This window comes from Burkholderia vietnamiensis LMG 10929, from assembly GCF_000959445.1.
Classification (GTDB): Bacteria; Pseudomonadota; Gammaproteobacteria; order Burkholderiales; family Burkholderiaceae; genus Burkholderia; species Burkholderia vietnamiensis.
In genome coordinates this window covers 1800690-1825762 of the sequence record NZ_CP009631.1, presented here as the reverse complement: position 1 = coordinate 1825762, position 25073 = coordinate 1800690, and the positions used below count along the sequence as shown (strand labels likewise).

At 65.6% G+C, this 25073-nt stretch carries 26 protein-coding genes; 15 read left to right on the top strand and 11 right to left on the bottom strand.

All coding sequences use genetic code 11. The annotated features are described in order from the left end of the window. Positions 1–18: 18 nt before the first annotated feature. Positions 19–2001: an acetate--CoA ligase gene (acs, locus tag AK36_RS18355; RefSeq protein ID WP_045578934.1), complete on the bottom strand. Its 1983-nt coding sequence runs from the start codon at positions 1999–2001 to the stop codon at positions 19–21. 316 nt (positions 2002–2317) lie between these two features. On the opposite strand from acs, the gene AK36_RS18350 reads away from it, so the two are divergent. The 9 genes from AK36_RS18350 to AK36_RS18310 all read left to right on the top strand — a co-directional run bounded on the left by AK36_RS18350 (position 2318) and on the right by AK36_RS18310 (position 9654). After that, the gene (locus AK36_RS18350; protein ID WP_045578933.1) at positions 2318–3220 is read left to right on the top strand and encodes a DMT family transporter; all 903 of its coding nucleotides are present in this window, start codon (positions 2318–2320) and stop codon (positions 3218–3220) included. Between the two features lie 122 nt (positions 3221–3342). Beyond that, positions 3343–3924 (top strand): TIGR00645 family protein, encoded by a 582-nt coding sequence (locus tag AK36_RS18345; protein ID WP_045578932.1) that lies wholly within the window; start codon positions 3343–3345, stop codon positions 3922–3924. Positions 3925–3966: 42 nt separating this feature from the next. Beyond that, positions 3967–5490, top strand: a complete 1524-nt coding sequence (locus tag AK36_RS18340) for a fumarate hydratase (protein ID WP_034194836.1) — start codon at positions 3967–3969, stop codon at positions 5488–5490. 202 nt (positions 5491–5692) lie between these two features. After that, positions 5693–6169, top strand: coding sequence for a bacterioferritin (gene bfr / locus AK36_RS18335; RefSeq protein WP_011885484.1), 477 nt, complete (start codon positions 5693–5695; stop codon positions 6167–6169). Between the two features lie 37 nt (positions 6170–6206). Further along, positions 6207–7067 (top strand): glutamate racemase, encoded by an 861-nt coding sequence (gene murI, locus AK36_RS18330; protein WP_045578931.1) that lies wholly within the window; start codon positions 6207–6209, stop codon positions 7065–7067. A 184-nt stretch (positions 7068–7251) separates the two neighbouring features. After that, positions 7252–7488, top strand: a complete 237-nt coding sequence (locus tag AK36_RS18325) for a (2Fe-2S)-binding protein (protein WP_011885486.1) — start codon at positions 7252–7254, stop codon at positions 7486–7488. Positions 7489–7705: 217 nt separating this feature from the next. Further along, complete coding sequence (locus AK36_RS18320; protein WP_045578930.1) at positions 7706–8446, top strand: energy transducer TonB; 741 nt, start codon at positions 7706–7708, stop codon at positions 8444–8446. 34 nt (positions 8447–8480) lie between these two features. Further along, positions 8481–9212 (top strand): MotA/TolQ/ExbB proton channel family protein, encoded by a 732-nt coding sequence (locus tag AK36_RS18315; RefSeq protein WP_011885488.1) that lies wholly within the window; start codon positions 8481–8483, stop codon positions 9210–9212. 13 nt (positions 9213–9225) lie between these two features. Continuing rightward, the gene (locus AK36_RS18310; RefSeq protein ID WP_011885489.1) at positions 9226–9654 is read left to right on the top strand and encodes an ExbD/TolR family protein; all 429 of its coding nucleotides are present in this window, start codon (positions 9226–9228) and stop codon (positions 9652–9654) included. A gap of 372 nt (positions 9655–10026) precedes the next feature. Here AK36_RS18310 and AK36_RS18305 read toward each other — a convergent pair whose 3' ends face one another. Then, positions 10027–11007, bottom strand: a complete 981-nt coding sequence (locus AK36_RS18305) for a LysR family transcriptional regulator (protein ID WP_034194834.1) — start codon at positions 11005–11007, stop codon at positions 10027–10029. Between the two features lie 122 nt (positions 11008–11129). Here AK36_RS18305 and AK36_RS18300 point away from each other — a divergent pair, with 122 nt between their 5' ends. From AK36_RS18300 to hemP, 3 genes are all read left to right on the top strand, one after another. Beyond that, entirely contained in the window at positions 11130–12002 is an 873-nt protein-coding gene (locus AK36_RS18300) for a pirin family protein (protein WP_034194833.1), read from the top strand. A 100-nt stretch (positions 12003–12102) separates the two neighbouring features. Then, positions 12103–12585 carry an SRPBCC family protein gene (locus AK36_RS18295; protein WP_011885492.1) on the top strand — a complete coding sequence of 161 codons (483 nt, stop codon included), beginning with the start codon at positions 12103–12105 and terminating at the stop codon, positions 12583–12585. Positions 12586–12736: 151 nt separating this feature from the next. Continuing rightward, complete coding sequence (hemP, locus tag AK36_RS18290) at positions 12737–12982, top strand: hemin uptake protein HemP (protein WP_011885493.1); 246 nt, start codon at positions 12737–12739, stop codon at positions 12980–12982. Positions 12983–13307: 325 nt separating this feature from the next. On the opposite strand, the gene AK36_RS18285 is transcribed toward hemP, so the two are convergent. From AK36_RS18285 to uvrB, 5 genes are all read right to left on the bottom strand, one after another. Beyond that, entirely contained in the window at positions 13308–14705 is a 1398-nt protein-coding gene (locus AK36_RS18285) for a 4Fe-4S binding protein (RefSeq protein WP_034194832.1), read from the bottom strand. Continuing rightward, entirely contained in the window at positions 14702–15544 is an 843-nt protein-coding gene (locus tag AK36_RS18280; protein ID WP_011885495.1) for an FTR1 family iron permease, read from the bottom strand. The genes AK36_RS18285 and AK36_RS18280 overlap by 4 nt, the downstream gene beginning before the upstream one ends. A gap of 57 nt (positions 15545–15601) precedes the next feature. Further along, the gene (locus AK36_RS18275) at positions 15602–15934 is read right to left on the bottom strand and encodes a cupredoxin domain-containing protein (RefSeq protein ID WP_011885496.1); all 333 of its coding nucleotides are present in this window, start codon (positions 15932–15934) and stop codon (positions 15602–15604) included. A gap of 53 nt (positions 15935–15987) precedes the next feature. Further along, positions 15988–16539 carry an iron transporter gene (locus AK36_RS18270; protein WP_011885497.1) on the bottom strand — a complete coding sequence of 184 codons (552 nt, stop codon included), beginning with the start codon at positions 16537–16539 and terminating at the stop codon, positions 15988–15990. Positions 16540–16771: 232 nt separating this feature from the next. Then, a complete protein-coding gene (gene uvrB, locus AK36_RS18265; RefSeq protein WP_011885498.1) occupies positions 16772–18865 on the bottom strand; it encodes an excinuclease ABC subunit UvrB in 2094 nt (697 codons plus the stop codon). Between the two features lie 258 nt (positions 18866–19123). Between uvrB and AK36_RS18260 the strand changes: the two genes are divergently transcribed. Next, positions 19124–20323, top strand: a complete 1200-nt coding sequence (locus AK36_RS18260) for an amino acid aminotransferase (protein ID WP_014723338.1) — start codon at positions 19124–19126, stop codon at positions 20321–20323. A gap of 149 nt (positions 20324–20472) precedes the next feature. Here AK36_RS18260 and AK36_RS18255 read toward each other — a convergent pair whose 3' ends face one another. After that, positions 20473–21261 carry a 3-hydroxybutyrate dehydrogenase gene (locus AK36_RS18255; protein ID WP_011885500.1) on the bottom strand — a complete coding sequence of 263 codons (789 nt, stop codon included), beginning with the start codon at positions 21259–21261 and terminating at the stop codon, positions 20473–20475. A 162-nt stretch (positions 21262–21423) separates the two neighbouring features. Between AK36_RS18255 and AK36_RS18250 the strand changes: the two genes are divergently transcribed. Then, positions 21424–22395, top strand: coding sequence for a potassium channel beta subunit family protein (locus AK36_RS18250; RefSeq protein WP_011885501.1), 972 nt, complete (start codon positions 21424–21426; stop codon positions 22393–22395). A 111-nt stretch (positions 22396–22506) separates the two neighbouring features. Further along, positions 22507–23352, top strand: a complete 846-nt coding sequence (locus tag AK36_RS18245) for a 23S rRNA (adenine(2030)-N(6))-methyltransferase RlmJ (RefSeq protein WP_011885502.1) — start codon at positions 22507–22509, stop codon at positions 23350–23352. A gap of 15 nt (positions 23353–23367) precedes the next feature. Here AK36_RS18245 and AK36_RS18240 read toward each other — a convergent pair whose 3' ends face one another. From AK36_RS18240 to cueR, 3 genes are all read right to left on the bottom strand, one after another. Then, a complete protein-coding gene (locus tag AK36_RS18240; RefSeq protein ID WP_011885503.1) occupies positions 23368–23742 on the bottom strand; it encodes a hypothetical protein in 375 nt (124 codons plus the stop codon). A gap of 115 nt (positions 23743–23857) precedes the next feature. Beyond that, positions 23858–24004, bottom strand: a complete 147-nt coding sequence (locus tag AK36_RS31330) for a DUF3563 family protein (protein ID WP_011885504.1) — start codon at positions 24002–24004, stop codon at positions 23858–23860. 215 nt (positions 24005–24219) lie between these two features. Beyond that, positions 24220–24624 carry a Cu(I)-responsive transcriptional regulator gene (gene cueR / locus AK36_RS18235; protein ID WP_041493865.1) on the bottom strand — a complete coding sequence of 135 codons (405 nt, stop codon included), beginning with the start codon at positions 24622–24624 and terminating at the stop codon, positions 24220–24222. Positions 24625–25073 lie beyond the last annotated feature (449 nt).

Below are 25073 nucleotides of genomic sequence, written 5' to 3'. Positions count from 1 at the left end.
CGCGCGCGACAGGAACGTTTACCGCACCTCGGTGAGCTGCTCCAGAATCGCCGGATTCTCGAGCGTGGAGGTGTCCTGCGTGATCGCCTCGCCCTTCGCGAGCGAGCGCAGCAGGCGCCGCATGATCTTGCCCGAGCGCGTCTTCGGCAGGTTGTCGCCGAAACGGATGTCCTTCGGCTTCGCGATCGGCCCGATCTGCTTGCCGACCCAGTCGCGCAGCGCCTTGGCCAGCGCCGCGGCCTCGTCGCCTTCGGGGCGCGAGCGCTTGAGCACCACGAACGCGACCACCGCCTCGCCCGTCGTGTCGTCCGGCCGGCCGACCACCGCGGCTTCCGCCACCAGCTCGTGCGACACCAGCGCCGACTCGATCTCCATCGTGCCGAGCCGGTGGCCCGACACGTTCAGCACGTCGTCGATGCGCCCCATGATCGTGAAGTAACCGGTGTCCTTGTCGCGCACCGTGCCGTCGCCCGCCAGATACAGCCCGCCACCGAGCTCGTCCGGGTAGTAGCTCTTCCTGAAGCGCTCCGGGTCGCCCCAGATCGTGCGGATCATCGACGGCCACGGACGCTTGACCACCAGGATCCCGCCTTGCCCGTTGGGCACGTCCTGGCCCGTCTCGTCGACCACCGCGGCCATGATCCCCGGCAGCGGCAGCGTGCACGAACCGGGCACCGTCGGCGTCGCGCCCGGCAGCGGCGTGATCATGTGGCCGCCGGTTTCGGTTTGCCACCAGGTGTCGACGATCGGGCAGCGCTCGCCGCCGACGTGCTTGTGATACCACATCCACGCGTCCGGATTGATCGGCTCGCCGACCGTGCCGATGATGCGCAGGCTCGACAGGTCGTAGCTCTTCGGGTGGACCTTGTCGTCGGCGTCGGCGGCCTTGATCAGCGAACGGATCGCGGTCGGCGCGGTGTAGAACACGCTGACCTTGTGGTCGGCGATCATCTTCCAGAAGCGCCCGGCGTCCGGGTAGGTCGGCACGCCCTCGAACACGACCTGCGTGCCGCCGCATGCGAGCGGCCCGTAGGTGATGTACGTGTGGCCGGTGACCCAGCCGATGTCGGCCGTACACCAGAACACGTCGTCGGGCTTCCAGTCGAAGGTCCACTTCATCGTCTGCGCGGCCCACAGCAGGTAGCCGCCGGTGCTGTGCTGCACACCCTTCGGCTTGCCGGTCGAGCCGGAGGTGTAGAGGATGAACAGCGGATGCTCGGCGCCGACCCATTCTGGCGGGCAGTGGTCGGACTCGGCGTCGGCGAGCTCGTGCATCCACAGATCGCGCCCGGCATGCCAGTCGATCTTGCCGCCGGTGCGGCGATAGACGATCACGCTCTTGACCGCGTCGCAGCCGCCCATCGCGATCGCTTCGTCGGCGATGCTCTTGAGCGGGAGCGTCTTGCCGCCGCGCGCCTGCTCGTCGGCGGTGATCAGCGCGACCGCGCCGACGTCGACGAGCCGTTCGTTCAGCGATTTGGCGGAGAAGCCGCCGAACACGACCGAGTGCGTGGCGCCGATGCGCGCGCAGGCCTGCATCGCGACGATGCCTTCGATCGACATCGGGATGTAGATGACGACGCGATCGCCCTTGCCGATGCCGCGTTTTTTCAGCGCATTGGCGAAGCGCGACACGCGCGCGAGCAGCTCGGCGTAGGTGACGCGCGTGACGGTGCCGTCGTCGGCCTCGAAGATCACGGCGACGCGCTGGCCGTTGCCGGCTTCGACGTGACGGTCGAGGCAGTTGTACGACGCGTTGAGCTCGCCGTCGTCGAACCACGTGCAGAACGGCGCGTTGCGCTCGTCGAGCACCTTGGTGAACGGCTTGTGCCAGCTCAGGTTCTCGCGCGCGAGGCGCGCCCAGAAGCCCTCGTAGTCCTGCTCGGCCTCGGCGACGAGCGCACGGTAGGCCGGCATGCCGGAAATGGTCGCCGTCTTCTCGAGCGCCGCGGGCGGCGCAAACTGACGGGTTTCGTGAAGAACCGATTCAATCGCAGACATCGACTACCCCTTGGTGAACATGAATCCTCTGCATGGCGGCGCGATCGTGCGCGCCGCGTCTTGGCCGGCGCTTGCGCGCCGCTGTCTCCCACTCACCCGCGCGCGGCCCGGAGGAGGCTGCGCACGATGCTGCGCCGCACCACGTCAAACGGCGACGCGCGTGCAGCCCGGCGGTTTCCACGATAAGCGTTCGAACTTACCCATCACTTACGCGGCCGTGCGCAGCACACACGTGGACCGCGTAGCGGTCGGCCGCTTTACGCTGTTACAAACGCGACTCTACAATCCTAACTGAACTCGCCCCCCGGACTCCAGCTTGAATCGCTACGCCTTCTTCCTGATCCTGTCGATGCTGCTCGTCGGCAGCAACGTCGGTATCGGCAAATCCATCGTCGTGTTCGTTCCGGTCGCCATTCTCGCCACGCTGCGCTTCGTGATCGCGATCGCCGTGCTGTGGCCGCTGTTCAGCCCCGTGAAGATGCGCGCGGTGCGCCGCGCCGAATGGCTGAACCTGTTCCTGCAGGCGTTCTTCGGCACCTTCATGTTCACGCTGCTGATGCTCAACGGCGTGCAGCGTACGAGCGCGGTCGCCGCCGGCGTGATCACCAGCACGATTCCCGCGATCGTCGCGCTGTTCGCCTGGCTGATCCTGCGCGAAAAACCGAACGGCCGTGCGCTCGTATCGATCGCGCTCGCCATCGCCGGCGTCGTCACGATCAATCTCGCGAACGGCAACACCGGCAACGCGGGCAGCGCCTCTGCCGGCTCGCTCACCGGCAACCTGCTGATGCTCGGCGCGGTGTGCTGCGAATCGATCTACGTGATCCTGTCGCGGCGGCTCACGCAGACGCTCGCGCCGATCGACATCTGCGCCTACACGCATCTGTTCGGCCTGTTCCTGATGCTGCCGCTCGGCGCCGGCGCGCTGTGGCATTTCGATTATGCGAGCGTGCCGGCCGGCACGTGGGGGCTCGTCGTCTGGTACGGGCTGTCGGCCAGCATCTTCTCGTTCTGGCTGTGGATGAAGGGCATCCGCAACGTGCCGGGCAGCCTCGCCGGCGTGTTCAGCGCGGTGCTGCCGGTCGCTGCCGCCGCCTACGGGATCGCGTTCCTCGGCGAGCGCCCGACGCTCGCGCACGGCGTCGCGCTCGCATGCGTCGTCACCGGGATCGTGCTCGCGAGCCTGCGCGGGAAGCGCACGCCGAGCGCCGCGGCCTGATCCGTCCCCGCCCCGTCGGCGCGTCGCTGCAGCCGCGCCGGCCGACGCGTTACAATAGCGCGCCGTTTCATCGCGTTTCACCGTTACCCCCGATACCTGCGCCCCGCGCCCGCACCGCCACCATGTCCGCCCCGCATTCGCCCGGCCCCAGCCGCCGCTCGCTGCGCCCGCTGCCCGCGCTGATCTTCATGAGCCGCTGGCTCCAGGTTCCGCTTTATCTGGGTCTGATCGTCGCGCAGGGCATCTATGTGTTCCTGTTCCTGAAGGAAGTCTGGCACCTGCTGTCGCACGCGAGCGGCCTCGACGAGGTCACCGTGATGCTCGCGGTGCTCGGCCTGATCGACGTGGTGATGATCTCGAACCTGCTGATCATGGTGATCGTCGGCGGCTACGAAACGTTCGTGTCGCGCCTGGGCATCGAAGGCCATCCCGACGAGCCCGAGTGGCTCGACCACGTGAACGCCGGCGTGCTGAAGGTCAAGCTGTCGATGGCGCTGATCAGCATCTCGTCGATCCACCTGCTGAAGACCTTCATCAATCCCGATCAGCACACGACGCACGCGATCATGTGGCAGGTGCTCATCCACCTGTCGTTCCTGGTGTCGGCGCTCGTGATGGCGTGGGTCGACCGCCTGACGACGCACACGCACCCGGCCCATTTCCACGAGGCGCACGCGTCAGCGGCGTCCCGACCGGCGGCCTGACGGCCGTCCATGCATTCCCCACTGTCCCACAGAGTCTCAGCCATGACCGTCATCAAACAGGAAGACCTGATCCAGAGCATCGCGGATTCGCTGCAGTACATCAGCTACTACCACCCGCTCGACTACATCCAGGCGCTCGGCCGCGCGTACGAGCTCGAGCAGAGCCCGGCCGCGAAGGACGCGATCGCGCAGATCCTCACGAACAGCCGCATGTGCGCGGAAGGCAAGCGCCCGATCTGCCAGGACACCGGCATCGTGACGGTCTTCGTGAAGGTCGGCATGGACGTGCGCTGGGACGGCGCGACGATGAGCGTCACCGACATGATCAACGAAGGCGTGCGCCGCGGTTACACGCACCCGGACAACGTGCTGCGCGCGTCGATCGTCAATCCGCCGGAAGGCGCCCGCAAGAACACCAAGGACAACACGCCGGCCGTGATCCACTACGAGATCGTGCCGGGCGACAAAGTCGACGTGCAGGTGGCGGCGAAGGGCGGCGGCTCGGAGAACAAGTCGAAGTTCGTGATGCTGAACCCGTCCGATTCGATCGTCGACTGGGTGCTGAAGACGGTCCCGACGATGGGCGCGGGCTGGTGCCCGCCGGGCATGCTCGGGATCGGCATCGGCGGCACCGCCGAAAAGGCGATGCTGATGGCGAAGGAATCGCTGATGGAGCCGATCGACATCCAGGAAATCATCGCGCGCGGCCCGAAGGACTGGATCGAGGAACTGCGTGTCGAGCTGCACGAGAAGGTCAACGCGCTCGGCATCGGCGCACAGGGCCTCGGCGGCCTGGCGACCGTGCTCGACGTGAAGATCATGGCCGCGCCGACGCACGCGGCGTCGAAGCCGGTCGCCCTGATCCCGAACTGCGCGGCGACGCGCCACGCGCACTTCGTGCTCGACGGCTCGGGCGCGGCGAAGCTCGAAGCGCCGTCGCTCGACGCATGGCCGAAGGTCCAGTGGGAACCGAACACCGAGACGAGCAAGCGCGTCGACCTGAACACGCTGACGCCGGAAGAAGTCGCGAGCTGGACGCCGGGCCAGACGCTGCTGCTGTCGGGCAAGATGCTCACGGGCCGCGACGCTGCGCACAAGCGCATCGCCGACATGCTCGCGAAGGGCGAGAAGCTGCCGGTCGACTTCACCAACCGCGTGATCTATTACGTCGGTCCGGTCGATCCGGTGCGTGACGAAGTGGTCGGCCCGGCCGGCCCGACGACGGCCACGCGGATGGACAAGTTCACCGAGATGATGCTCGCGCAGACGGGCCTGATCTCGATGGTCGGCAAGGCGGAACGCGGCCCGGTCGCGATCGACGCGATCAAGAAGCACAAGGCCGCGTACCTGATGGCGGTCGGCGGCGCGGCATACCTGGTGTCGAAGGCGATCCGCGGCGCGAAGGTGCTCGCATTCGAAGACCTCGGCATGGAAGCGATCTACGAGTTCGACGTGCAGGACATGCCGGTGACGGTGGCGGTCGATTCGTCGGGCACGTCGGTGCACCAGACCGGTCCGAAGGAATGGCAGGCGAAGATCGGCAAGATCCCGGTCGCAACCGCTTAAGCGGCGCGAACCCGCTTGCGCACAAGGCCGGACGCCAGTCCGGCCTTTTTACTTGTCGTGGCCGACATCGGCCGCGGCACGCGCGCCGCGGCCGCCGCGCATCGCGCGCAATGGCCAGCCGCGGCCAGGCTTCGACGCTTGGCTTTTCCCGTTCGAGCGATTATCGTTCGGTTTCTGAAGCCCCACCGATCAAGGAACAGCCATGCAAGGCGACAAGAAAGTCATCGAATATCTGAACGCCCAACTGAAGAACGAACTCACCGCGATCAACCAGTACTTCCTGCATGCGCGCATGTACAAGCACTGGGGCCTCGAAAAGCTCGGCAAGCACGAATACGACGAATCGATCGGCGAAATGAAGCACGCCGACTGGCTGATCGAGCGCGTGTTCATGCTCGACGGCCTGCCGAATCTGCAGGACCTGCACAAGCTGCTGGTCGGCGAGGAAACCGAAGAGATCCTGAAGTGCGACCTGAAGCTCGAGCAGATCTCGCAGGCGACGTGCAAGGAAGCGATCGCCTACTGCGAATCGGTGCGTGATTACGTGTCGCGCGAGATCTTCGAAAAGATCCTCGACGACACCGAAGAGCATATCGACTGGCTCGAAACGCAGATCGACCTGATCGGCAAGGTCGGCCTGCAGAACTATCAGCAGACGATGATGGGCTCGCCGGAGTAACCGGCACGCTCGCCAGGATCGCCCGCTTCGCCCGCGCATGACGACGAACCGTTCCACCGCTTCCGCAGCCCGCCCCACCGCGCCGATCGGCATCTTCGATTCGGGGCTCGGCGGGCTGTCGGTGCTGCGCGCCGTGCGCGCGCAGCTGCCCGGCGAATCGTTCGTCTACGTCGCCGACTCGCGCCATGCGCCGTACGGCCCGCGCGACGAGGCGTTCATCACGGAGCGCACGCTGGCGATCTGCGAATGGCTCGCGCGCGACGGAGCGAAAGCGCTCGTCGTCGCATGCAACACGGCCACGGCACGCGCGATCGCGACCGTCCGCGAACGGCTGTCGATCCCGCTCGTCGGCGTCGAGCCGGGCATCAAGCCGGCCGCCGCGGTGTCCGCGACCGGCGTCGCCGGCGTGCTTGCCACCCAATCGACGCTGAACAGCCCGCGCTTTCAGGCGCTGCTCGATCGCTACGGCGCCGGCCGACGCTTCATCTGCCAGCCGGGCCACGGGCTCGTCGAGGCGATCGAGCGCGGCGACACGAACTCCCCCGCCTTGCGCGCGTTGCTCGAACGCTACCTGCAACCGATGATCGACGCAGGCGCCGACACGCTCGTGCTCGGCTGCACGCATTACCCGTTCTTCACGGCGGCGATTCGCGACCTCGTCGGCGATCGCCTGACGATCGTCGACACGAGCGACGCGATCGCGCGGCAACTCGCCCGCGTGCTCGACGAGCGCGGGCTGCGCGCGCCGGCCGGCGCGCCTGCCGCGCCGCCGCGTTTCTGCTCGACCAGCGACGGCGTGCAATTGCGCGCACTGGCGTCGACGCTGCTTGGCCTCGACGTGCCCGTCGAGACCGTCACCATTGCGTCACCGAACGCGCGCGACTGCGCGACCGTTTGACGCACCCGCGGCTGTCCGTCGGTTTCCGCTTCCTGCCTGCTTCCCGCCTCCTGCTGCCTACGCACGCCGCCACGCCGCGCGTTTGAGGGGTCCGATGGTCTTAAAAAAAGCCCGCACCGCCCTTGTCAACCCGCATAAATTTAATGATAATAATTCGCATTACCGTTAGCTATCGCAACTCATCATGATCGTCTGCGTGTGCAAGTCCGTCTCCGATCGCAAGATCCGCGCGTCCCTCGCCGAGGGCGTGAGCTCTTTCGATGAACTCCAGTTCGAACTCGGCGTGGCCACGTGCTGCGGCAAGTGCGAGGAGTCCGTACGCGACCTGATGGCCGAGCAAGGCGTCTGTGCGAGCCGGTGCGGTGTCGAACACCACGCTCACCCGATCCCGGTGACGTTCTACGATCGCAAGGCCGCCTGAGCGGCGCCGGTATGCGCATGCGGCCGCGGCCGCATTTTTTGTTTCGACCGTCAGCCAGCCACCGTCCGTGCGAGCCAGCGGCTTACCTGCGAAGGAGCCTGTGATGGAATTGCTGATCGGATTCGTGACTACCGTGTGCATCTCGCTGCTGATCTTCCGCAAATGATGCCGCCCCGCCCGCCGCGCTCAGGGTGCGACATCGTTCTTTCAAGCTAACATGCAGGCTTCGCAATCCGCTCCTGCCGGCATCATGCCGGCTGCATCACGTATGAATCCCCGGGTCATCACCGTCGCGATCGGTGTGCTCGCCGCACACGCGCTCATGCTGACGGCCGCGTGGCTCCATCGCAGCGCGCCACCGCCGAAATCCGTCGAAGTCCAGTCGATCACCGCGCAGCTCATCCCGCCGGAGCCGATCGCACAGCAGGTCGCCGCCGAATCGATCGCGCAGCCTGCGCCGCCGAAGCCCGTGCCGCGCGTGAAGCCGAAGGCCGAACCGAAGCCCGTGCAGAAGGCGGCGAAGCCGACGCCGCAGCCGCTCGCACCGTCGCCCGCGCCGTCGCCGACGCCTGCCCCGGCAGCCGACCCGACGCCCGCACCGGCAGCGCCCGCGGCCGTGGCACCGACAGCACCGGCCGCGACGCCGGCTCCCGCCCGCGAAACGATGCAGGTCAGCGCGCCGAAGAACGTGGCGGCGCTCCAGTGCAACTTCGTGAAGCCCGACTATCCGTCGATGTCGCGTCGTCGCGGCGAAGCGGGTACCGCCTATGTTCATTTCGTGGTCGGCGTGACCGGCAAGATCGAAAGCGTCGAACTGCAGAAGAGCAGCGGCTATCCGCGCCTCGACGATGCCGCCCTCGACGCGATGCGCGCGACGACCTGCCGCCCCTACATCGAGAACGGGCAGGCGATCCGCGCCGCCCGCACGCAGCCCTACAACTTCGGGCTCACCGACTAACCTGCCTTATCCGGAAGATTCAAAGGAAACAAAAATGCAAAGCTACGGTATCGCGCACGTCTGGGCGCAAGGTGATTTCGTCACACGCGCCATCGCGATCACGCTGCTCGTGATGTCGGTCCTGTCGTGGATCGTGATCGTCGTCAAGGGCTGGAACGTGATTCGCCTGAACCGGCTGACGAAGAATGCCGAGCAGGCGTTCTGGCATTCGGACGACTTCGACGACGGCATCAAGAAGCTCGGTCTCACCGCATCGACGCCGGGCGACAACCCGTTCCTCGCGCTCGCGCTGTCGGGCAAGGAAGCGGCCGACCACCACCATCAGACGCAGCCGCACCTGCACGACCGCATGGACGTGTCGGACTGGGTCACGCGCTGCCTGAAGGACACGATGGACGAAGGCATTTCGCGGATGCAGGCCGGCCTCGCGATTCTCGCGTCGATCGGCAGCACGGCGCCGTTCGTCGGCCTGTTCGGCACGGTGTGGGGCATCTATCACGCGCTGCTCGCGATCGGCGCGACCGGCCAGACGTCGATCGACCAGGTCGCGGGCCCCGTCGGCGAATCGCTGATCATGACGGCCTTCGGCCTGTTCGTCGCGATTCCGGCGGTGCTCGGCTACAACGCGCTGACGCGCGCGAACAAGGGTATCGCCAGCAAGCTGCGCCGCTTCGCGCACGGGCTGCACGCCTACTTCGTGACGGGCGCGCGCCTCGCCTCGTCGTCGCCGCGCGACGGCCTGCGCCTCGCGACGCGCGCAAGCTGAGACGAGGTCGACCATGGCAATGAACACCGGCTTCAGCGACGACGACGACGATGGCGTGATGAGCGAGATCAACATGACACCGCTCGTCGACGTGATGCTCGTTCTGCTGATCATTTTCCTCGTGACGATCCCGGCCATGCAGCACGCGGTGAAGATCGACCTGCCGCACGCGAGCAGCCAGCCCGTCGACGAAAAGCCGCAGACGGTCGACGTCGCGATCCAGGGCAACGGCACGATCCTGTGGAACGACCAGACGGTCACGCGCGAGCAATTGCAGGCGCATATCGCGGAAGCGGCGAAGCATCAGCCGCAGCCGGAGCTGCATCTGCGCGCCGATCGCAAGGTGGCCTACGAACGGGTGGCCGAAGTGATGTCCGATGCGCAGGCCGGCGGCCTGACGAAACTCGGCTTCGTGACGGTGCCGGCCGCCAAAGCGAAGTGACGCGGCGCGCGCGGGCCGGCACGCGCGCCCGTACCTGACTGGTCCGCCACAAAGTAAAAGGCCTTCATCGCCAGATGAAGGCCTTTTTTCATGCGCACGCGGGCGCCTTCGGGCGGCGGGCTCTTCGGCGGTATCGGTTACGCCTCGAGCAACGCAAATGCGGCTACCGTGGTCTGCACGGACTGCGCTTCTCTGCCCTATCTGGCTCGCAACATATGCGGCCACCGGATTCCGCTCAGAACCTCCTTCGCGAAATGGGATTTCAATATAGGCCGGCCCGCGCACGCATTCAAGAACCCGCCGATTGAACTTTGCGATTGCAGCCCGCGCTTCAATGACAAAACAAATTTGCCGGCGCGCGGCGTGCTGGCTTCACTGGGCCGTAACGGCCGCCGCCGCTGCCGCTTCCTGCTTCGCACGTTCGGGGCAACCGGGCTGCTTGTATTCGCCGTGGTCGAGCTTCTCCACCAGGTAGTCGACGAAAGCGCGCACCGCCGGCGGCATGCCCTGCCGCGACACGAACACCGCATAGAGTTGCGGCACCGGCAGCGTCCAGCCCGGCATCACCGGCGACAGCTGCCCGGCGCGCAACGCATTGCCGTACATCATCTCGGGCAACGCCGCGATGCCGAGGCCGTCGAGCACGGCCTCGCGGATCGTCATCAGGTCGGCCGTGACGAGCCGCGGGTCGTGTTCGTGCAGGTGGCGCGTGCCGTCCGGCGCGATCAGCGTGAACACGTGCCGCCCGTCCACGCTCGGCGTATCGAGCGTCTCGAAGCGCGCGAGATCGGCCGGCACGAGCGGCGGCGCGTGCTGGCTCAGCAGGCTCGGCGCGCCGACCAGCATCTGCTCGGTGCGCCACAACGGCCGCACGACGATATTCGCGTTCTGCGGCGGCTCCGAGCGCACGCGCAACGCGACGTCGATCGAATCCTCGAACAGGTCGATCACGCGATTCGTCACGCGGATGTGCACCTTCACCTCCGGATAGCGGTGCAGGAATTCAGGGAGGATGCGCGACAGCATTGTCTGCGACAGCGTGACGGGCACGCTCACGCGCACCGACCCGCGCGGCGACGCGCGCAGCTGCTGCACCGCGTTCATCGCCGCCTGCGCTTCGGCCAGCATGGCCTGACAATGCTGGTAGAACAGCTCGCCGGCCTCGGTCAGCGCGAGCTTGCGCGTCGAACGCTGCAGCAGCCGCACGCCGAGCGCGGCCTCGAGTTCCGTCAGCCGTCGCGACAGGCGCGATTTGGAGATACCGAGCACGCGTTCCGCGGCCGAGAAGCCGCCATGCTCGACGACCTGCGAGAAGTACATGAGGTCGTTCAGGTTGTGTGCATCGATGTTCATGTCATCGTTCCAATTTCAGAACAATCCATTGCGGAGCACCGCAAATCGGACCGGAAAACGCCCAATATAATAGCGCTATGTTTCAAAAATAACGCTATTCCGATATCACCGAGGGCTACTGCATGACGACCGCTCGTTTGCTCGACCGCACCTACCCCGCGCTTCGCACGACCGAAGGCGGTGGCTTCGTGGTCCACCGCCCGTTCCCGACACGCCTGCTGATGGATTTCGATCCGTTCCTCTTGCTCGACGAGATGGGGCCCGTCGACTACGCGCCCGGCGAGGCCAAGGGCGCGCCCGACCATCCGCATCGCGGCTTCGAAACCGTCACCTACGTGCTCGACGGGCGCTTTCGCCACCGCGATTCGGCCGGCCATGCCGGCACGCTCGGGCCCGGCGACGTGCAGTGGATGACGGCCGGCGCCGGCGTCGTCCACAGCGAAATGCCGGACCCCGCGTTCGTGCAAACGGGCGGGCGCTCGCACGGCTTCCAGCTGTGGGTCAATCTGCCACGGCGCGACAAGCTGATCGCGCCGCGCTACCAGGAAATCGCCGCAGATCGCATTCCGCGCGCGAAGTCGCCGGACGGTCGTGTGGAAGTGCGCGTAATCGCCGGCGAAGCGCTGGGCGTGCGCGCGGCGATCGAAACGCGCACGCCGATCCTGTATCAGCATTTCACGCTGCAACCGGGCGCCACCGTCGCGCAGCCGGTGCCGGCAGGCTATCGCGTGTTCGCCTATGCGCTCGAAGGCACGGGCCGCTACGGCCCCGAGCGGCGGCCGGTCGAGGCGCGGCACATGATCGTCTACGGCGACGACGGCGACGCGGTCACATTCGAGGCCGGCGACACGCCGCTCGAGCTGCTGCTGATCGGCGGCGTCCCGCTCAACGAGCCGATCGTGCGCTACGGCCCGTTCGTGATGAACACCGAAGAAGAGATCCGCCAGGCCGTCGTCGATTACCAGACGGGCCGGATGGGCACGATTCACGCGTGACGCCGCGCGACGGGCCGCAGGCGCCGCGAAGCGATTCGTTTTGCGTCACAATAACTTCTTGAACCACGTGGCCGCCGGCCACCAGAAGGAACCCGTCCCCTTGAACTTCGAACATCTGATCCAGATCAACTCCGACGATCCGGCCGTGCCGTCCCTGACCCGCGACCAGTTGTGGGAAGGCCTCGTGCTGCGTGCCGAACAGCCGCAGCTGTTCGTGATCGGCCTCGACAGCTGTGTCGTCCACGAGCGCACGGAAACCACGCTGGAGCGCGAACTGCACTACGGCCACGCGACCGTGCGCGACCGCGTGACGTTCACGCCGTATCAGCAGGTGCGCTACGACATCCATGCGGCCAGCGGCGAAATCGGCGGCTCGCTGACGATGACGATCGAAGAACGCGATGATCGCGAGCTGTTCCTGCGTTTCGAATACCGGACGACGCTGACCGTCTCCGACGACAGCGAGGAAGCGCGTCAAACGCACGGCATCGTGAAGGAAGCGTATCGCACGTCGGATATCGACACCGTGCGCCTGATCCGCGAGTACGCGCAGGGCCGCAAGGCGCCCGACCCGCTTCACTGATTCACCGGCTCATCGAGTGCGGCGGCCCGCGGGCCGCCTCTTTGGCTTTGTCTATCGAGCGACCCTTCCCGATCGCGAAAGAGTTCTTTTCAATGGGAATGATTATCATTTAGAATTCATTCCATCGTATCGACAGTCACCGATCAACCGAATGACCGACACCATGCGCCCGACCACGCTGACCTTGCGCCGAACCACTGGCGCCGCAAGCGGCAACCGTCCGAAGACGGCAGCGGTCACGACGTCCGCGAAGCCTGCGGCAAGCCGCGACAGCGGCACGCGCACGCTGAACAGCGACGCGCTGCTGCAAGGCCACAGCCACATCAGCATCGCGCATAACGGTGAGACGTATCAGCTTCGCGCCACGCGGCTCGGCAAGTTGATCCTGACGAAGTAGCAACCGGGTATTGTGGGGACCACCTCCCTGAGAGGTGTTGGGCATTAGCCAGCGCAACGGCTTGCACGCGAGATCTAGACCCCTTCGTGCAAACCTACTCAAGCAGCCGTTGCAGCAAGCCAAGCCACTTTTTTGGTTCTCGCAGAGGCAACAAAAAAGCGACACGTCGAAGGACGTGTCGCTTTTCATTTGTGCGCCAGAGAAAACGCAGGCGAATGGGCAGTGGGCGATCGAGCCGGCTACTGCGCGGCGATGCGGACACCTGCCGCGACACACTTGCGCGACGCATCGCAAACTACACCGCGACGACGCCGTCAACGCCGCATCAGAATCCCCAGAACATCAACCACCACGCGCTGTCGACCACCGCGAGGCCGACCGCGAACCACGCGAACGCGGCCACGCGCCGCGGCCCTTGCGCATAGCGCCCCGTGACCTTCCATGCGAGCCACGCGCTCCACGTATTCGCGGCCACCAGGATCGCGATGCGCACGTCGGCCGCCCAGTCGAGCGGCACGTGTTCGGCCCGCAGCAGCGACAGCGTCGTCGCCGACAGGCCGAGAAACACGCCGGCTCCGGCGATCGGGATCAGCGCCTGCGCGAGATGATGCAGACGCACGCGATCGAAACGGCCGAGCATCAGCGTCGCGCCGCCCAGCAGCAGGAGCAGCGCGGTGCCGTACACGAGCCCCGTGCCGACGATGTAGCTGACGATCAGCCCACCGTCGAGCCACGAGAACACGTCGTTGCGATCCGGATAGTGCGTGAGCAGGAACCACGGTGCATTGGTCTCGAGCGGCCACGTGATATCGCGATCGATCAGCCAGCCGGCGAGCCATTGCTTGATCTGCACGAACCACGGGCTGACGGTCCAGTGGAACGCGCCGATCGCGACGCCGAGCAGGCCGTACAGGATCAGCGCCGTATCCCACGGGTTCGCCTGCTGCGCGCCGAGGTTCACGACTTCGTCAGACGGCGCGCGCCACGACAGCGCGATCGCATCGCGATGGCCGCTGCAGCGGCCGCACATATGGCACCCCGCGGCGCCCTTCATGTTGCGCAACGGCACCAGCGGCGCACAGTTGATCGGAATCACGCGATGCCCGTGTTCGCCGTTCCGGTACGAACGGCGCCACGCATCCTCGTCGACCTTGTAGCGCATCGGCGCGAGCCGCGACAGCAAACCGAACACGCCGTTCACCGGACACAGGTACTTGCACCACACGCGCTTTTCGCGGCCGTACAGCAGGCCGATCACCATCGCGCCGACGGTCGAGCCGCCGAGCACGAACAGCACCGCGAGCGGGTACTGGTAGACGCTGACCATCTGCCCGTAGATGGTCGTGAGCCCGAACGCGACGAACGGCCAGCCGCCCCACCGCATCCAGCGCGGAATCGCGCGGCCGCGGCCGAACTTGCTCGCATATTCGGTCAACGCGCCTTCGGGGCACAGCACGCCGCACCAGACGCGGCCGAGCATCACCATCGACAGCAGCACGAACGGCCACCAGATGCCCCAGAACACGAACTGCGCGATCAGCGTGAGGTTGTTCCACAGATGCGCGGAGTCGTCCGGCAACGGCAGCACGGCCGGCACGATGATCAGGAACGCATAGACGGCGACGACGACCCACTGTATGCCGCGGATCACCGCGCCGTGGCGCTGCATCCACTGGCCGACCTGCGCGAGGCGGCCCGGCTTCGCTGCGGCGACCACACTCATGCTGCGCGACCCGCGGGAACGGCCGGGCGACGGCTCGCGCGCTTCATCAGCAGCCACACCACGGCCCAGTACACCGCATAGGCGATCAGGTTGGTCAGCGCCGGATGCGCGCGATAGCCGGTCAGCGTCGCCACCAGCGAGCCGAACGTGCCCGAATCGTCGAGAATCGCCGACGTATCCCACAGCTGCGAGATGCCGAGCGGCAGGATCTCCTTGTCGATCAGCTTGTCGACCCCGGTCTGGAACAGGCCGGCGCCGAGGAACAGCAGCATCACTTCGGTGACGCGGAAGAAATGCCGCCACGAGAAGTACTTGCCGCCGAGTTGCAGCAGATAGAACGTGAGGAACGCGAGGCCGAGGCCGATCAGCACCGCGAGCATCTGGCTGCCGTCCACATGCCCCGACTGACCGAAGCCGAGCCCGTACAGGAAAATCACCGTCTCGCTGCCTTCGCGCGCGATCGCGAGTGCGACCAGCACCGCGACGCCCCACCAGTTCGAGTCGCGCGTACTGCGCTGCAACGATTGCTCCATGTCGCGCTTGAGCGTGCGGCCGTGCCGGCGCATCCACAGCACCATCTGCACGATCAGCACGCACGCGATCAGCACCATCGCGGTCTGGAAGTAATCCTGCGCGTCGCCGGACAGCACTTCGGTGAAGCCGACGAGCGCGGCGCCGAGACCGACCGCCATCAGCAGCCCGACGGCAACGCCCGCCCACAGAAACGGCAGGCCGCGGCGCGCGTCGTCGTCGCCGTTCTTCAGCCACGCATAGAGGATGCCGACGACGAGCAGCGCTTCGACGCTCTCTCGCCACACGATGAACAAGATCTGACCCATTGAATCCTCCTGACGCGCGGGCAACGCACTCGCATGCCCGCAATCAGATAAAACGCATTACTTCGCGACGATCACGCCCTGCGCCTGCTGGTGGAAATCGTCGAAAAACTTGTACTCGCCCGGCGACAGCGGCGCGACCACCACGAACGAATCGGCGCCCGGCGCGAGCACCTTCTCCTTGCGCAACTGCACGCTCTCGAATTCGGCGGCGCCCTTGCCCGTATTGCGGATCTCGATCTTGAAGCGCTGGCCGGCCGGCACTTCGATGCGGGCCGGGTTGAGCTTGCCGTCCGTCATCTCGAGCTTGAAGGTCGGCAGATCTGCGGCATGCGCGGCGCCGGCGAGCCACAGCGCGGCGGCTGCGGCGGCGATTTTCTGGGGAAATTTCATTCTGGGTTCTCTACGTCGACGGCGCGCGGGCGCGCCGTCCGTGATGCCACCGGTCAATACCCGCCCTTCTTGCCGATGCCGGCGAACGGGAAGTCGTATTCGAGCGTGATCGGCTTGAACCACGCGCCCACGCCCGTTTCCTTGTCGACGTGACGGCCGAACGCCATGTGGCCGGACTGCATCGGCGGCTTGACGATCATCGTCAGGTGATACTTGCCGGGGCCGGCCAGCTTCACGTTGTCGCCGTAGTGCGGGCCGTCGCTCGCGACCATGCCCATCAGGTCGCCTTCGGCCTTCCACTTCGCGTCGCCCTGCTTCGTCAGCTTGTACGTGACCTGCAGGTACGGCATCCAGTCGCCTTCCGCGAAGCCGGTCGGGTTGTTCTTGACCGCGTGAATGTCGGCCTCGAGGTGGATGTCGGAATCCGATGCCTTGCGCATCATCCCTTCCGGATCCATCGTGATCGGCTGCAGATACACCGCGCCGATTTCCATGCCGCCCTGGATCTGCTGCTTGCCGATCGGGTACTCGGCCGCCGAGGCCGACATCGCGGCAAGCGCCGCCGCTACCGCAACCGACGTGCGGATGAACGAAGAACCCAACATGGACACTCCTTGTTATTTGCCTGGTACGCGGCGGGCCGTCCTCCCGGAGGGTCCGCCAGGAACACTAACGCAATGAAGAACGTTAATGCGAACTATTCTCAATACATGCGGAGTTTAGCACCGAACCGGCTTCGGAACAAACGAGACACCGCGTAAACCCCTGATCCGACAAGGCTTACAACGGTGTTACCAACAGGTTTCGGTGCATTTCAGAGACGTCAGGAAGAAGAATTTACCGGCCCGCGCCATTCACGTGATCGCCCACGTTCGCGCCGAACACCCGCTCGCGCAGCAGCGCGAGCTGGTCGCGGGTCGCCGCGGCCTTTTCGAATTCGAGGTTCTTCGCGTAGTCGGCCATCTGCTTTTCGAGCCGCTTGATTTCCTTCGCGAGCTGCTTTTCCGACATGTCCTCGAACTTCGCGCGCTGTTGCGCTTCCTTCAGCTCCGCGCGTGCGTCGTCGGCGTTGTACACGCCGTCGATGATGTCCTTGATGCGCTTCACGACGCCGCGCGGCGTGATGCCCATCTTCTCGTTGTGCGCGATCTGCTTCGCGCGACGCCGCTCGGTTTCGCCGATCGCGCGCTTCATCGACTCGGTCATGTTGTCGGCATAGAGGATCGCCTTGCCGTTCACGTTGCGCGCCGCGCGGCCGATCGTCTGGATCAGCGAGCGCTCCGCGCGCAGGAAGCCTTCCTTGTCCGCGTCGAGGATCGCGACCAGCGACACTTCCGGAATGTCGAGCCCCTCGCGCAGCAGGTTGATGCCGACCAGCACGTCAAACGTGCCGAGGCGCAGGTCGCGGATGATCTCGACGCGCTCGACCGTATCGATGTCGCTGTGCAGGTAGCGCACCTTCACGCCGTGATCGGCGAGGAATTCGGTCAGCTGCTCGGCCATCCGCTTGGTCAGCACGGTGATCAGCACGCGTTCGCCGGCGCTCACGCGCGCGTTGATCTCGGTGAGCACGTCGTCGACCTGCGAGCTTGCCGGACGCACTTCGATCTCCGGATCGACGAGCCCGGTCGGGCGCACGACCTGTTCGGCGATCTGGCCCGTCACGCGCTGCTCGTAATCGGCCGGCGTCGCGGATACGAACACCACCTGGCGCATCTTGCGCTCGAACTCGGGGAACTTGAGCGGCCGGTTGTCGAGCGCCGACGGCAGCCGGAAGCCGTAGTTGACGAGGTTTTCCTTGCGCGCCCGGTCGCCGTTGTACATGCCGTTCAGCTGGCCGATCAGCACGTGCGATTCGTCGAGCAGCATCAGCGCGTCGGGCGGCAGGTAATCGACGAGCGTCGGCGGCGGCTCGCCGGGCGCCGCGCCGGAAAAGTGCCGCGAGTAGTTCTCGATGCCCTTGCAGAAGCCCAGCTCCTGCAGCATCTCGAGGTCGAAGCGCGTGCGCTGCTCGAGCCGCTGCGCCTCGACGAGCTTGCCTTCGCGGTGGAAGAACTCGAGGCGCTCGCGCAATTCGTCCTTGATCGTCTCGATCGCGCGCATCACGGTGTCGCGCGGCGTCACGTAGTGCGACGACGGATACACGGTGAAACGCGGAATCTTCTGCCGCACGCGGCCGGTCAGCGGATCGAACAGTTGCAGCGTCTCGACCTCGTCGTCGAACAGCTCGACGCGCACGGCCATCTCCGCATGTTCGGCCGGGAAGATGTCGATCGTGTCGCCGCGCACGCGGAACGTGCCGCGCTGGAAGTCCTGCTCGTTGCGCGAGTACTGCATCGCGATCAGCCGCGCGATCACGTCGCGCTGCCCGAGCTTGTCGCCGGTGCGCAGCGTCAGGATCATCTGGTGATATTCGGACGGGTTGCCGATACCGTAGATCGCCGACACCGTCGCGACGATCACCACGTCGCGGCGCTCCATCAGGCTCTTGGTCGCCGACAGCCGCATCTGCTCGATGTGCTCGTTGATCGACGAGTCCTTTTCGATGAACAGGTCGCGCTGCGGCACGTACGCTTCCGGCTGGTAATAGTCGTAGTACGACACGAAGTACTCGACGGCGTTGCGCGGGAAGAATTCGCGGAATTCGGCGTAGAGCTGCGCCGCGAGCGTCTTGTTCGGCGCGAACACGATCGCCGGGCGGCCGAGCCGCGCGATCGTGTTGGCCATCGTGAAGGTCTTGCCCGAGCCGGTCACGCCGAGCAGCGTCTGGAACGACAGCCCGTCGTGAACGCCTTCCACGAGCGTCTCGATCGCGGTCGGCTGGTCGCCCGCGGGCGGATACGGCTGGTACAGCTGGAACGGCGACCCTTCGAAGGTCACGAATTTCGATTCGTCGAGTGCGTCGCCGACTGCGGCGTGATGTTCGGACATGGAGTGCGGCCGGAGCGTGGGCAAAAAAACATTCTAGCGCTTCGCGGCGCCGCGGGCCGCTGACGGCTCCTGACGAGCGGCGTCGCGCCAACCGGGTCCGAAATCGCGATACGCGCTGCAATCGCCGCCGTGGCCAGCGTGAATTCGCTACAATATCGGGCTGCTGCGCTTTCCGGCGCCGTGCCGCAGGCGCGCGGTCCGCCGCGCCTGCCCCGCCGGCTGAAAGCCCGACCCTCTTTTCACTACTGCCGAATCATCATGTCGCTCTTCTCCGCTGTCCAGCTTGCTCCCCGCGACCCGATCCTGGGCCTGAACGAAGCCTTCAACGCCGATACGCGTCCGACCAAGGTCAACCTCGGCGTCGGTGTGTACACGAACGAAGAAGGCAAGATTCCGCTGCTGCGCGCGGTTCGCGAAGCGGAGAAGGCGCGTGTCGACGCGGGCCTGCCGCGCGGTTACCTGCCGATCGACGGGATCGCCGCGTACGACGCCGCCGTGCAGAAGCTGCTGCTCGGCAACGATTCGCCGCTGATCGCCGCAGGCCGCGTGGTCACCGCGCAGGCGCTGGGCGGCACGGGCGCGCTGAAGATCGGCGCCGATTTCCTGCGCACCGTGAACCCGAACGTGAAGGTCGCGATCAGCGATCCGAGCTGGGAAAACCACCGCGCGCTGTTCGAAGCGGCCGGCTTCGAAGTCGTCGCATATCCGTACTACGACGCGGCGACCCACGGCGTGAACTTCGAAGCGATGCTGGCGGCGCTCAACGGCTATGCGGCCGGCACGATCGTCGTGCTGCATGCGTGCTGCCACAACCCGACCGGCGTGGATCTGACCGAAGCGCAATGGCAGCAGGTCGTCGACGTCGTCAAGGCGCGCAACCTCGTGCCGTTCCTCGACATCGCGTATCAAGGCTTCGGCGACGGCATCGACGCCGATGCGGCTGCCGTGCGCCTGTTCGCAGCCGCCGACCTGAACGCGTTCGTGTCGTCGTCGTTCTCGAAGTCGTTCTCGCTGTACGGCGAGCGCGTCGGCGCGCTGTCGATCATCACGTCGAGCAAGGAAGAAGCGACGCGCGTGCTGTCGCAGCTCAAGCGCGTGATCCGCACCAACTACTCGAACCCGCCGACCCATGGCGGCGCCGTCGTCGCAGCGGTGCTCGCATCGCCGGAACTGCATGCATCGTGGGTGCAGGAACTGGGCGAAATGCGCGACCGCATCCGCGCGATGCGCAACGGCCTCGTCGAGCGCCTGAAGGCGAGCGGCGTCGAGCGCGACTTCAGCTTCATCAACGCGCAACGCGGGATGTTCTCGTATTCGGGGCTGACGTCGGCGCAAGTCGATCGTCTGCGCGAAGAATTCGGCATCTACGCGGTCGGCACCGGCCGGATCTGCGTGGCTGCGCTGAATACGCGCAACCTCGACGCGGTCGCGAACGCCATCGCCGCGGTGCTGAAGTAAGTCGGCGGCGGCAAGGCGGCCGTCATCGCCGCCTGCTGCCGACTGCGCCGAAACGCAAAACGCGCTCCATGGAGCGCGTTTTTTTGTGCCGTTGCATATGCGCTGCGCGCGAGAGCGCCGCGACGGCCCGCGCAGTGGCGGCCGCCACGTCACTGCATGAACCAGCCGTGACTGACGACGAACGACTGGCCGGTGAGCGCGGCGCTCGGGAACGCCGACAGGAACAGCACCGTCTGCGCGACGTCCTGCACCGTCGTGAACACGCCGTCCACCGTGTTGCCGAGCATCACCTTCTTCACCACTTCTTCCTCGCTGATGCCGAGCTCCTTCGCCTGCTCCGGAATCTGCTTGTCGACCAGCGGCGTGCGCACGAAGCCCGGACACACCACATGCGAGCGCACGTTGTGCTTCGCGCCCTCCTTCGCCAGCACGCGCGCGAGCCCCAGCAGCCCATGCTTGGCCGTCACGTACGCCGACTTCAGCGGCGACGCCTCGTGCGAGTGCACCGAGCCCATGTAGATCACGACGCCGCCGCGGTCGTCCTTGTACATGTGCTTGAGCGCAGCCTTGGTCGTGAGGAACGCGCCGTCGACGTGAATCGCCTGCATCTTCTTCCAGTCGGCGAACGAGTAGTTCTCGATCGGGTTGACGATCTGGATGCCCGCGTTCGACACCAGGATGTCGACCGAGCCGAACGTCTCGGCGACCTTGTCGATGCCGCTGTTCACCGCGTCCTCGCTGGTGACGTCCATCGCGACGCCGATCGCCTTGCCGCCGGCCTTGTTGATCTCGTCGGCCACCGCGTTCGCGCCGTCCTGGTTCAGGTCGGCGATCGCGACGGCCGCGCCGGCCTTCGCCAGCTCCAGCGCGATTTCCTTGCCGATGCCGCTCGCGGCGCCCGTGACGACTGCGGTCTTGCCATTCAGGTCTGCTGCCATGTCCGTCTCCTTACGTTACCCGTTCGAAAAATCGCGCGCCGCAGCAGCAGCCGTCATAGCCTGTCCGTGCGGGCGAGCCAGCCGCTATTGTGCACGATCGGTCCCGCCGTTCGCGCGCAAAACGCCTAAGCTTAAGGTCGGTTACGACTCGCGGAGGTTGGTATGCACTATCGACGGCTCGGCCGCTCCGGCCTGCAGATCAGCGAACTGTCGCTCGGCTCGTGGGTGACCTACGGCAATCAGGTGGATCAGCGGGCGGCCCGCGAATGTCTCGCAGCGGCGCGCGATGCCGGCGTCAATTTCTTCGACAACGCGGAAGTTTATGCGGGCGGGAAATCCGAGGAGATCATGGGCCAGGCGCTCAAGTCGCTCGGCTGGCCGCGCGTCAGTTACCTCGTGTCGACGAAGTTCTTCTGGGGCCTCGCGGAAGCGCCGAATCAGTACCACACGCTGAACCGCAAGTACCTGCTGAATGCGATCGACGGCTCGCTGCGGCGGCTGCAGCTCGACTACGTCGATCTCGTCTACTGCCATCGGCCGGACCCGAACACGCCGATCGAGGAGACCGTCTGGGCGATGAGCGACATGATCGTGCGCGGCAAGGCGCTGTATTGGGGCACCTCCGAATGGAATGCCGACGACATCCGCGCCGCGTATGAAATCGCCGAGCGCCATCATCTGCACAAGCCGGTGGTCGAGCAACCGCAATACAACCTGTTTCATCGCACGCGGGTCGAGCAGGAATATGCGCGGCTCTACGACGACTGCGGGCTCGGGCTGACGACCTGGAGCCCGCTGGCATCGGGCCTGCTCACCGGCAAGTACCGCAACGGCGTGCCGCCGGGCAGCCGCGCCGAGCTGCACGGCTACGACTGGCTGCGCGAGCGGCTCACGGACCGCGCTCGCAACGAGGTGGTCGAGCGGCTCGGCGACATCGCGGCGGAACTCGGATGCAGCACCGCGCAGCTGGCGATTGCATGGGTGCTCGCGAATCCGCGCGTGAGCTCGGTCATTACGGGGGCGTCGCGGCTCGAGCAAATCGGCGACAACATGCGCGCCGTCGAGGTCGCGACGAAGCTCACGCCGGAGCTCAAGCAACGCATCGACGACGTCGTCGGCGACGCATACGAGTAAGGCGACTCACGTGCAGTCGCGTACAATACGCGGCCGCATCGGCGCGCGACCCGACCGTCGCGCGCGACCGCACGCTTTCATCGATTCATCTCTCGTTCCAGGCAGCTCGTCATGCTCAGCTATCGTCACGGTTTTCACGCAGGCAACCACGCGGACGTGCTCAAGCACACCGTCGTCGTCCAGCTGCTGCGCTATCTGAACAAGAAGGACAAGTCGTACTGGTACGTCGACACCCATGCCGGCGCCGGCGTGTATTCGCTGCGCGACGGCTATGCGGCCAAGACGGGGGAATTCGACACCGGCATCGGCCCGCTGTGGAACGACAAGGGCGTACCGGAGGCGCTGAGCGACTACATCGACGAAGTGCGCGCACTGAACGCCGACGGCGAACTGCACTACTACCCCGGCTCGCCGTATCTCGCGTGGCGACTGATGCGCGACCAGGACCGGATGCGCCTGTTCGAAATGCACACGACGGAGATCGACGTGTTGCGTCACAACTTCCGCGATGCGGGGCGTCGCGCGATGATCTTCGCCGGCGACGGTTTCGAGGGCATCAAGGCGCTGCTGCCGCCGCCGCCGCGACGGGCGCTCGTGTTGATCGATCCGTCCTACGAGGACAAGAAGGACTACGCGCGCACCATCAGCTGCGTGACGGAATGCCTGAAGCGCTTCGCGACCGGTTGTTACGCGATCTGGTACCCGCAGGTTGCGAGAATGGAGTCGCAGCGTTTTCCGGAACAGCTCAAGCGTCTGCAGCCGAACAATTGGCTGCATTTGACGTTGACGGTGTCGAACCCGCCCGCGGACGGACTCGGCCTGTACGGCAGCGGGATGTTCATCCTGAATCCGCCGTACACGCTCGCGCAAAGCATGAAAGAAGTGCTGCCGTATCTCGTCGAACGCCTGGGACAGGACAGTGGCGCGCGGTATCAGATCGAACACCGCGGCAATTGAACGCGTGGGCCGCCCTCAGGGCTGCGGTCTCGGCGCCGGGCGCGGCTGATTCGCCGGCCCGACGTTCCAGCCGGGCACGTTGATATAGGGCGCAACGAATAGCGGCACCGACGAATTCGCGCCTTGTCCTGCCGGCGCGCGTATGCCGGCGGGCTCGACGATCGGCTCCGACGACAGCGGCGCCGTTTGCAGCACCAGGCCACCCTTGCCATCGACGATTCCGCGTTGCGTGTCGAGAATCAACGCCTGGGATGCAGACGAAGCGGCGGCGCCGGCGGCCACCGCATGGATGAGCACCGCAGCGCCCAGACCGAGACGCGCGCGGGAAGCAAGGTGACGCACATCAGGATGCCAGCGCATGATCGTTTTTCCGGTGAAAAGCAGGTCCATACCATAGCGCCCCGCTGACGATTCCGCCAGATCCGCGGCGCAAAAAAGACAAAGCCCCGTCAATACGGGGCTTGCTTTTCATTCGGCGCCACGCGGCACCGGACAACTGCTTCGATTACAGCGAGTAGCCGTTCGTTTCGAGCGAACGGATGCGGCTCTCGAGCTGGACGATGTCCGACGAGGTAGCCAGGTAAGCTTCGCGGCGCTCGCGCTCGGCGGTTTCGAACCAGTTGCTCAGCTTTTCAACGATGTAGGCGATCATGATGTTCTCCAAGGAAGGGGGACCCCTGGCGAATCGAGATTCAGGGATTTCCCGTATAGGGTTATCCCGGATTATAGCGAGGCTGCACCAAGTTGCCAGTGAAATGCGTGCATGGCTGTCATTCCAATTTGGAATGGCACGTGAGGCAACCTTCGTAATGCATTGATTTTTATACGAATTAGCTTCTGGGTCTTTCGCGGCCTGGAAGACATGCACTAATCTGGTTCGCCTACCGGTTCGGCCAGACGCGCCAAAATCGGGCATTCTGGCCGTCCGTCACCGTGACAGTGCGCGGCCAGATCGGCGAGCGTATCGCGCATGTCGGTCAATTCGGCGATGCGTTTGTCGAGCTCGGCCACATGTTCGAGCGCGATCGACTTCACCTCGGCACTGGCCCGCGACCGGTCTTGCCAGAGCGTCAGCAGCTTGCGGATATCCTCGACGAGAAAGCCGAGCCGCCGCGCCTGTCTGATGAAACGCAGTGTATGGATTTCGTCCGGACCGTAGAGCCTGTAACCGGCGTCGCTCCGCTTGCTGGGAGCGAGAAGGCCGACCTGCTCGTAATACCGGATCATCTTTGCGCTGACGCCTGATTCACGCGATGTCTCGCCAATATTCATTGCCCCGCCCTGTTTCGATTCAAGTAACGCCGATGGCAGCGACCATCGATCCTATTTCCATCGTATCAAATTGCATGACGGCACTCCGGCGATGGGGAGACAGCGGTTGGCGGGACGATAGTCACTGCCATAATCGCCGTGCGGGGCTGTGGCGCCCAGTAGGAGATCGTTGGCGCGTGGCCGCCGGACATGCATCGCAGATATCGCCAGCTTGATGCATCGCGCGTTCCGGCGATGAGCAGTTCCGCGGCAGCGTGACGATCAGGGGATATGTGCCGACTCGTCGTGAACCTGGTGAGCAGCGTGGCTTCTAGCGAGTCGGTCCTGGGCACATCACCGAGCTATCGCAAACCGACTGGGTTCGTTCGATCCCGCCGATTCGAAAGCCGATGCACCTGGCCGAGTGCTCTTTCTGCCGCGCCAATGCAAAAACCCCCGCCTTTCGGGCG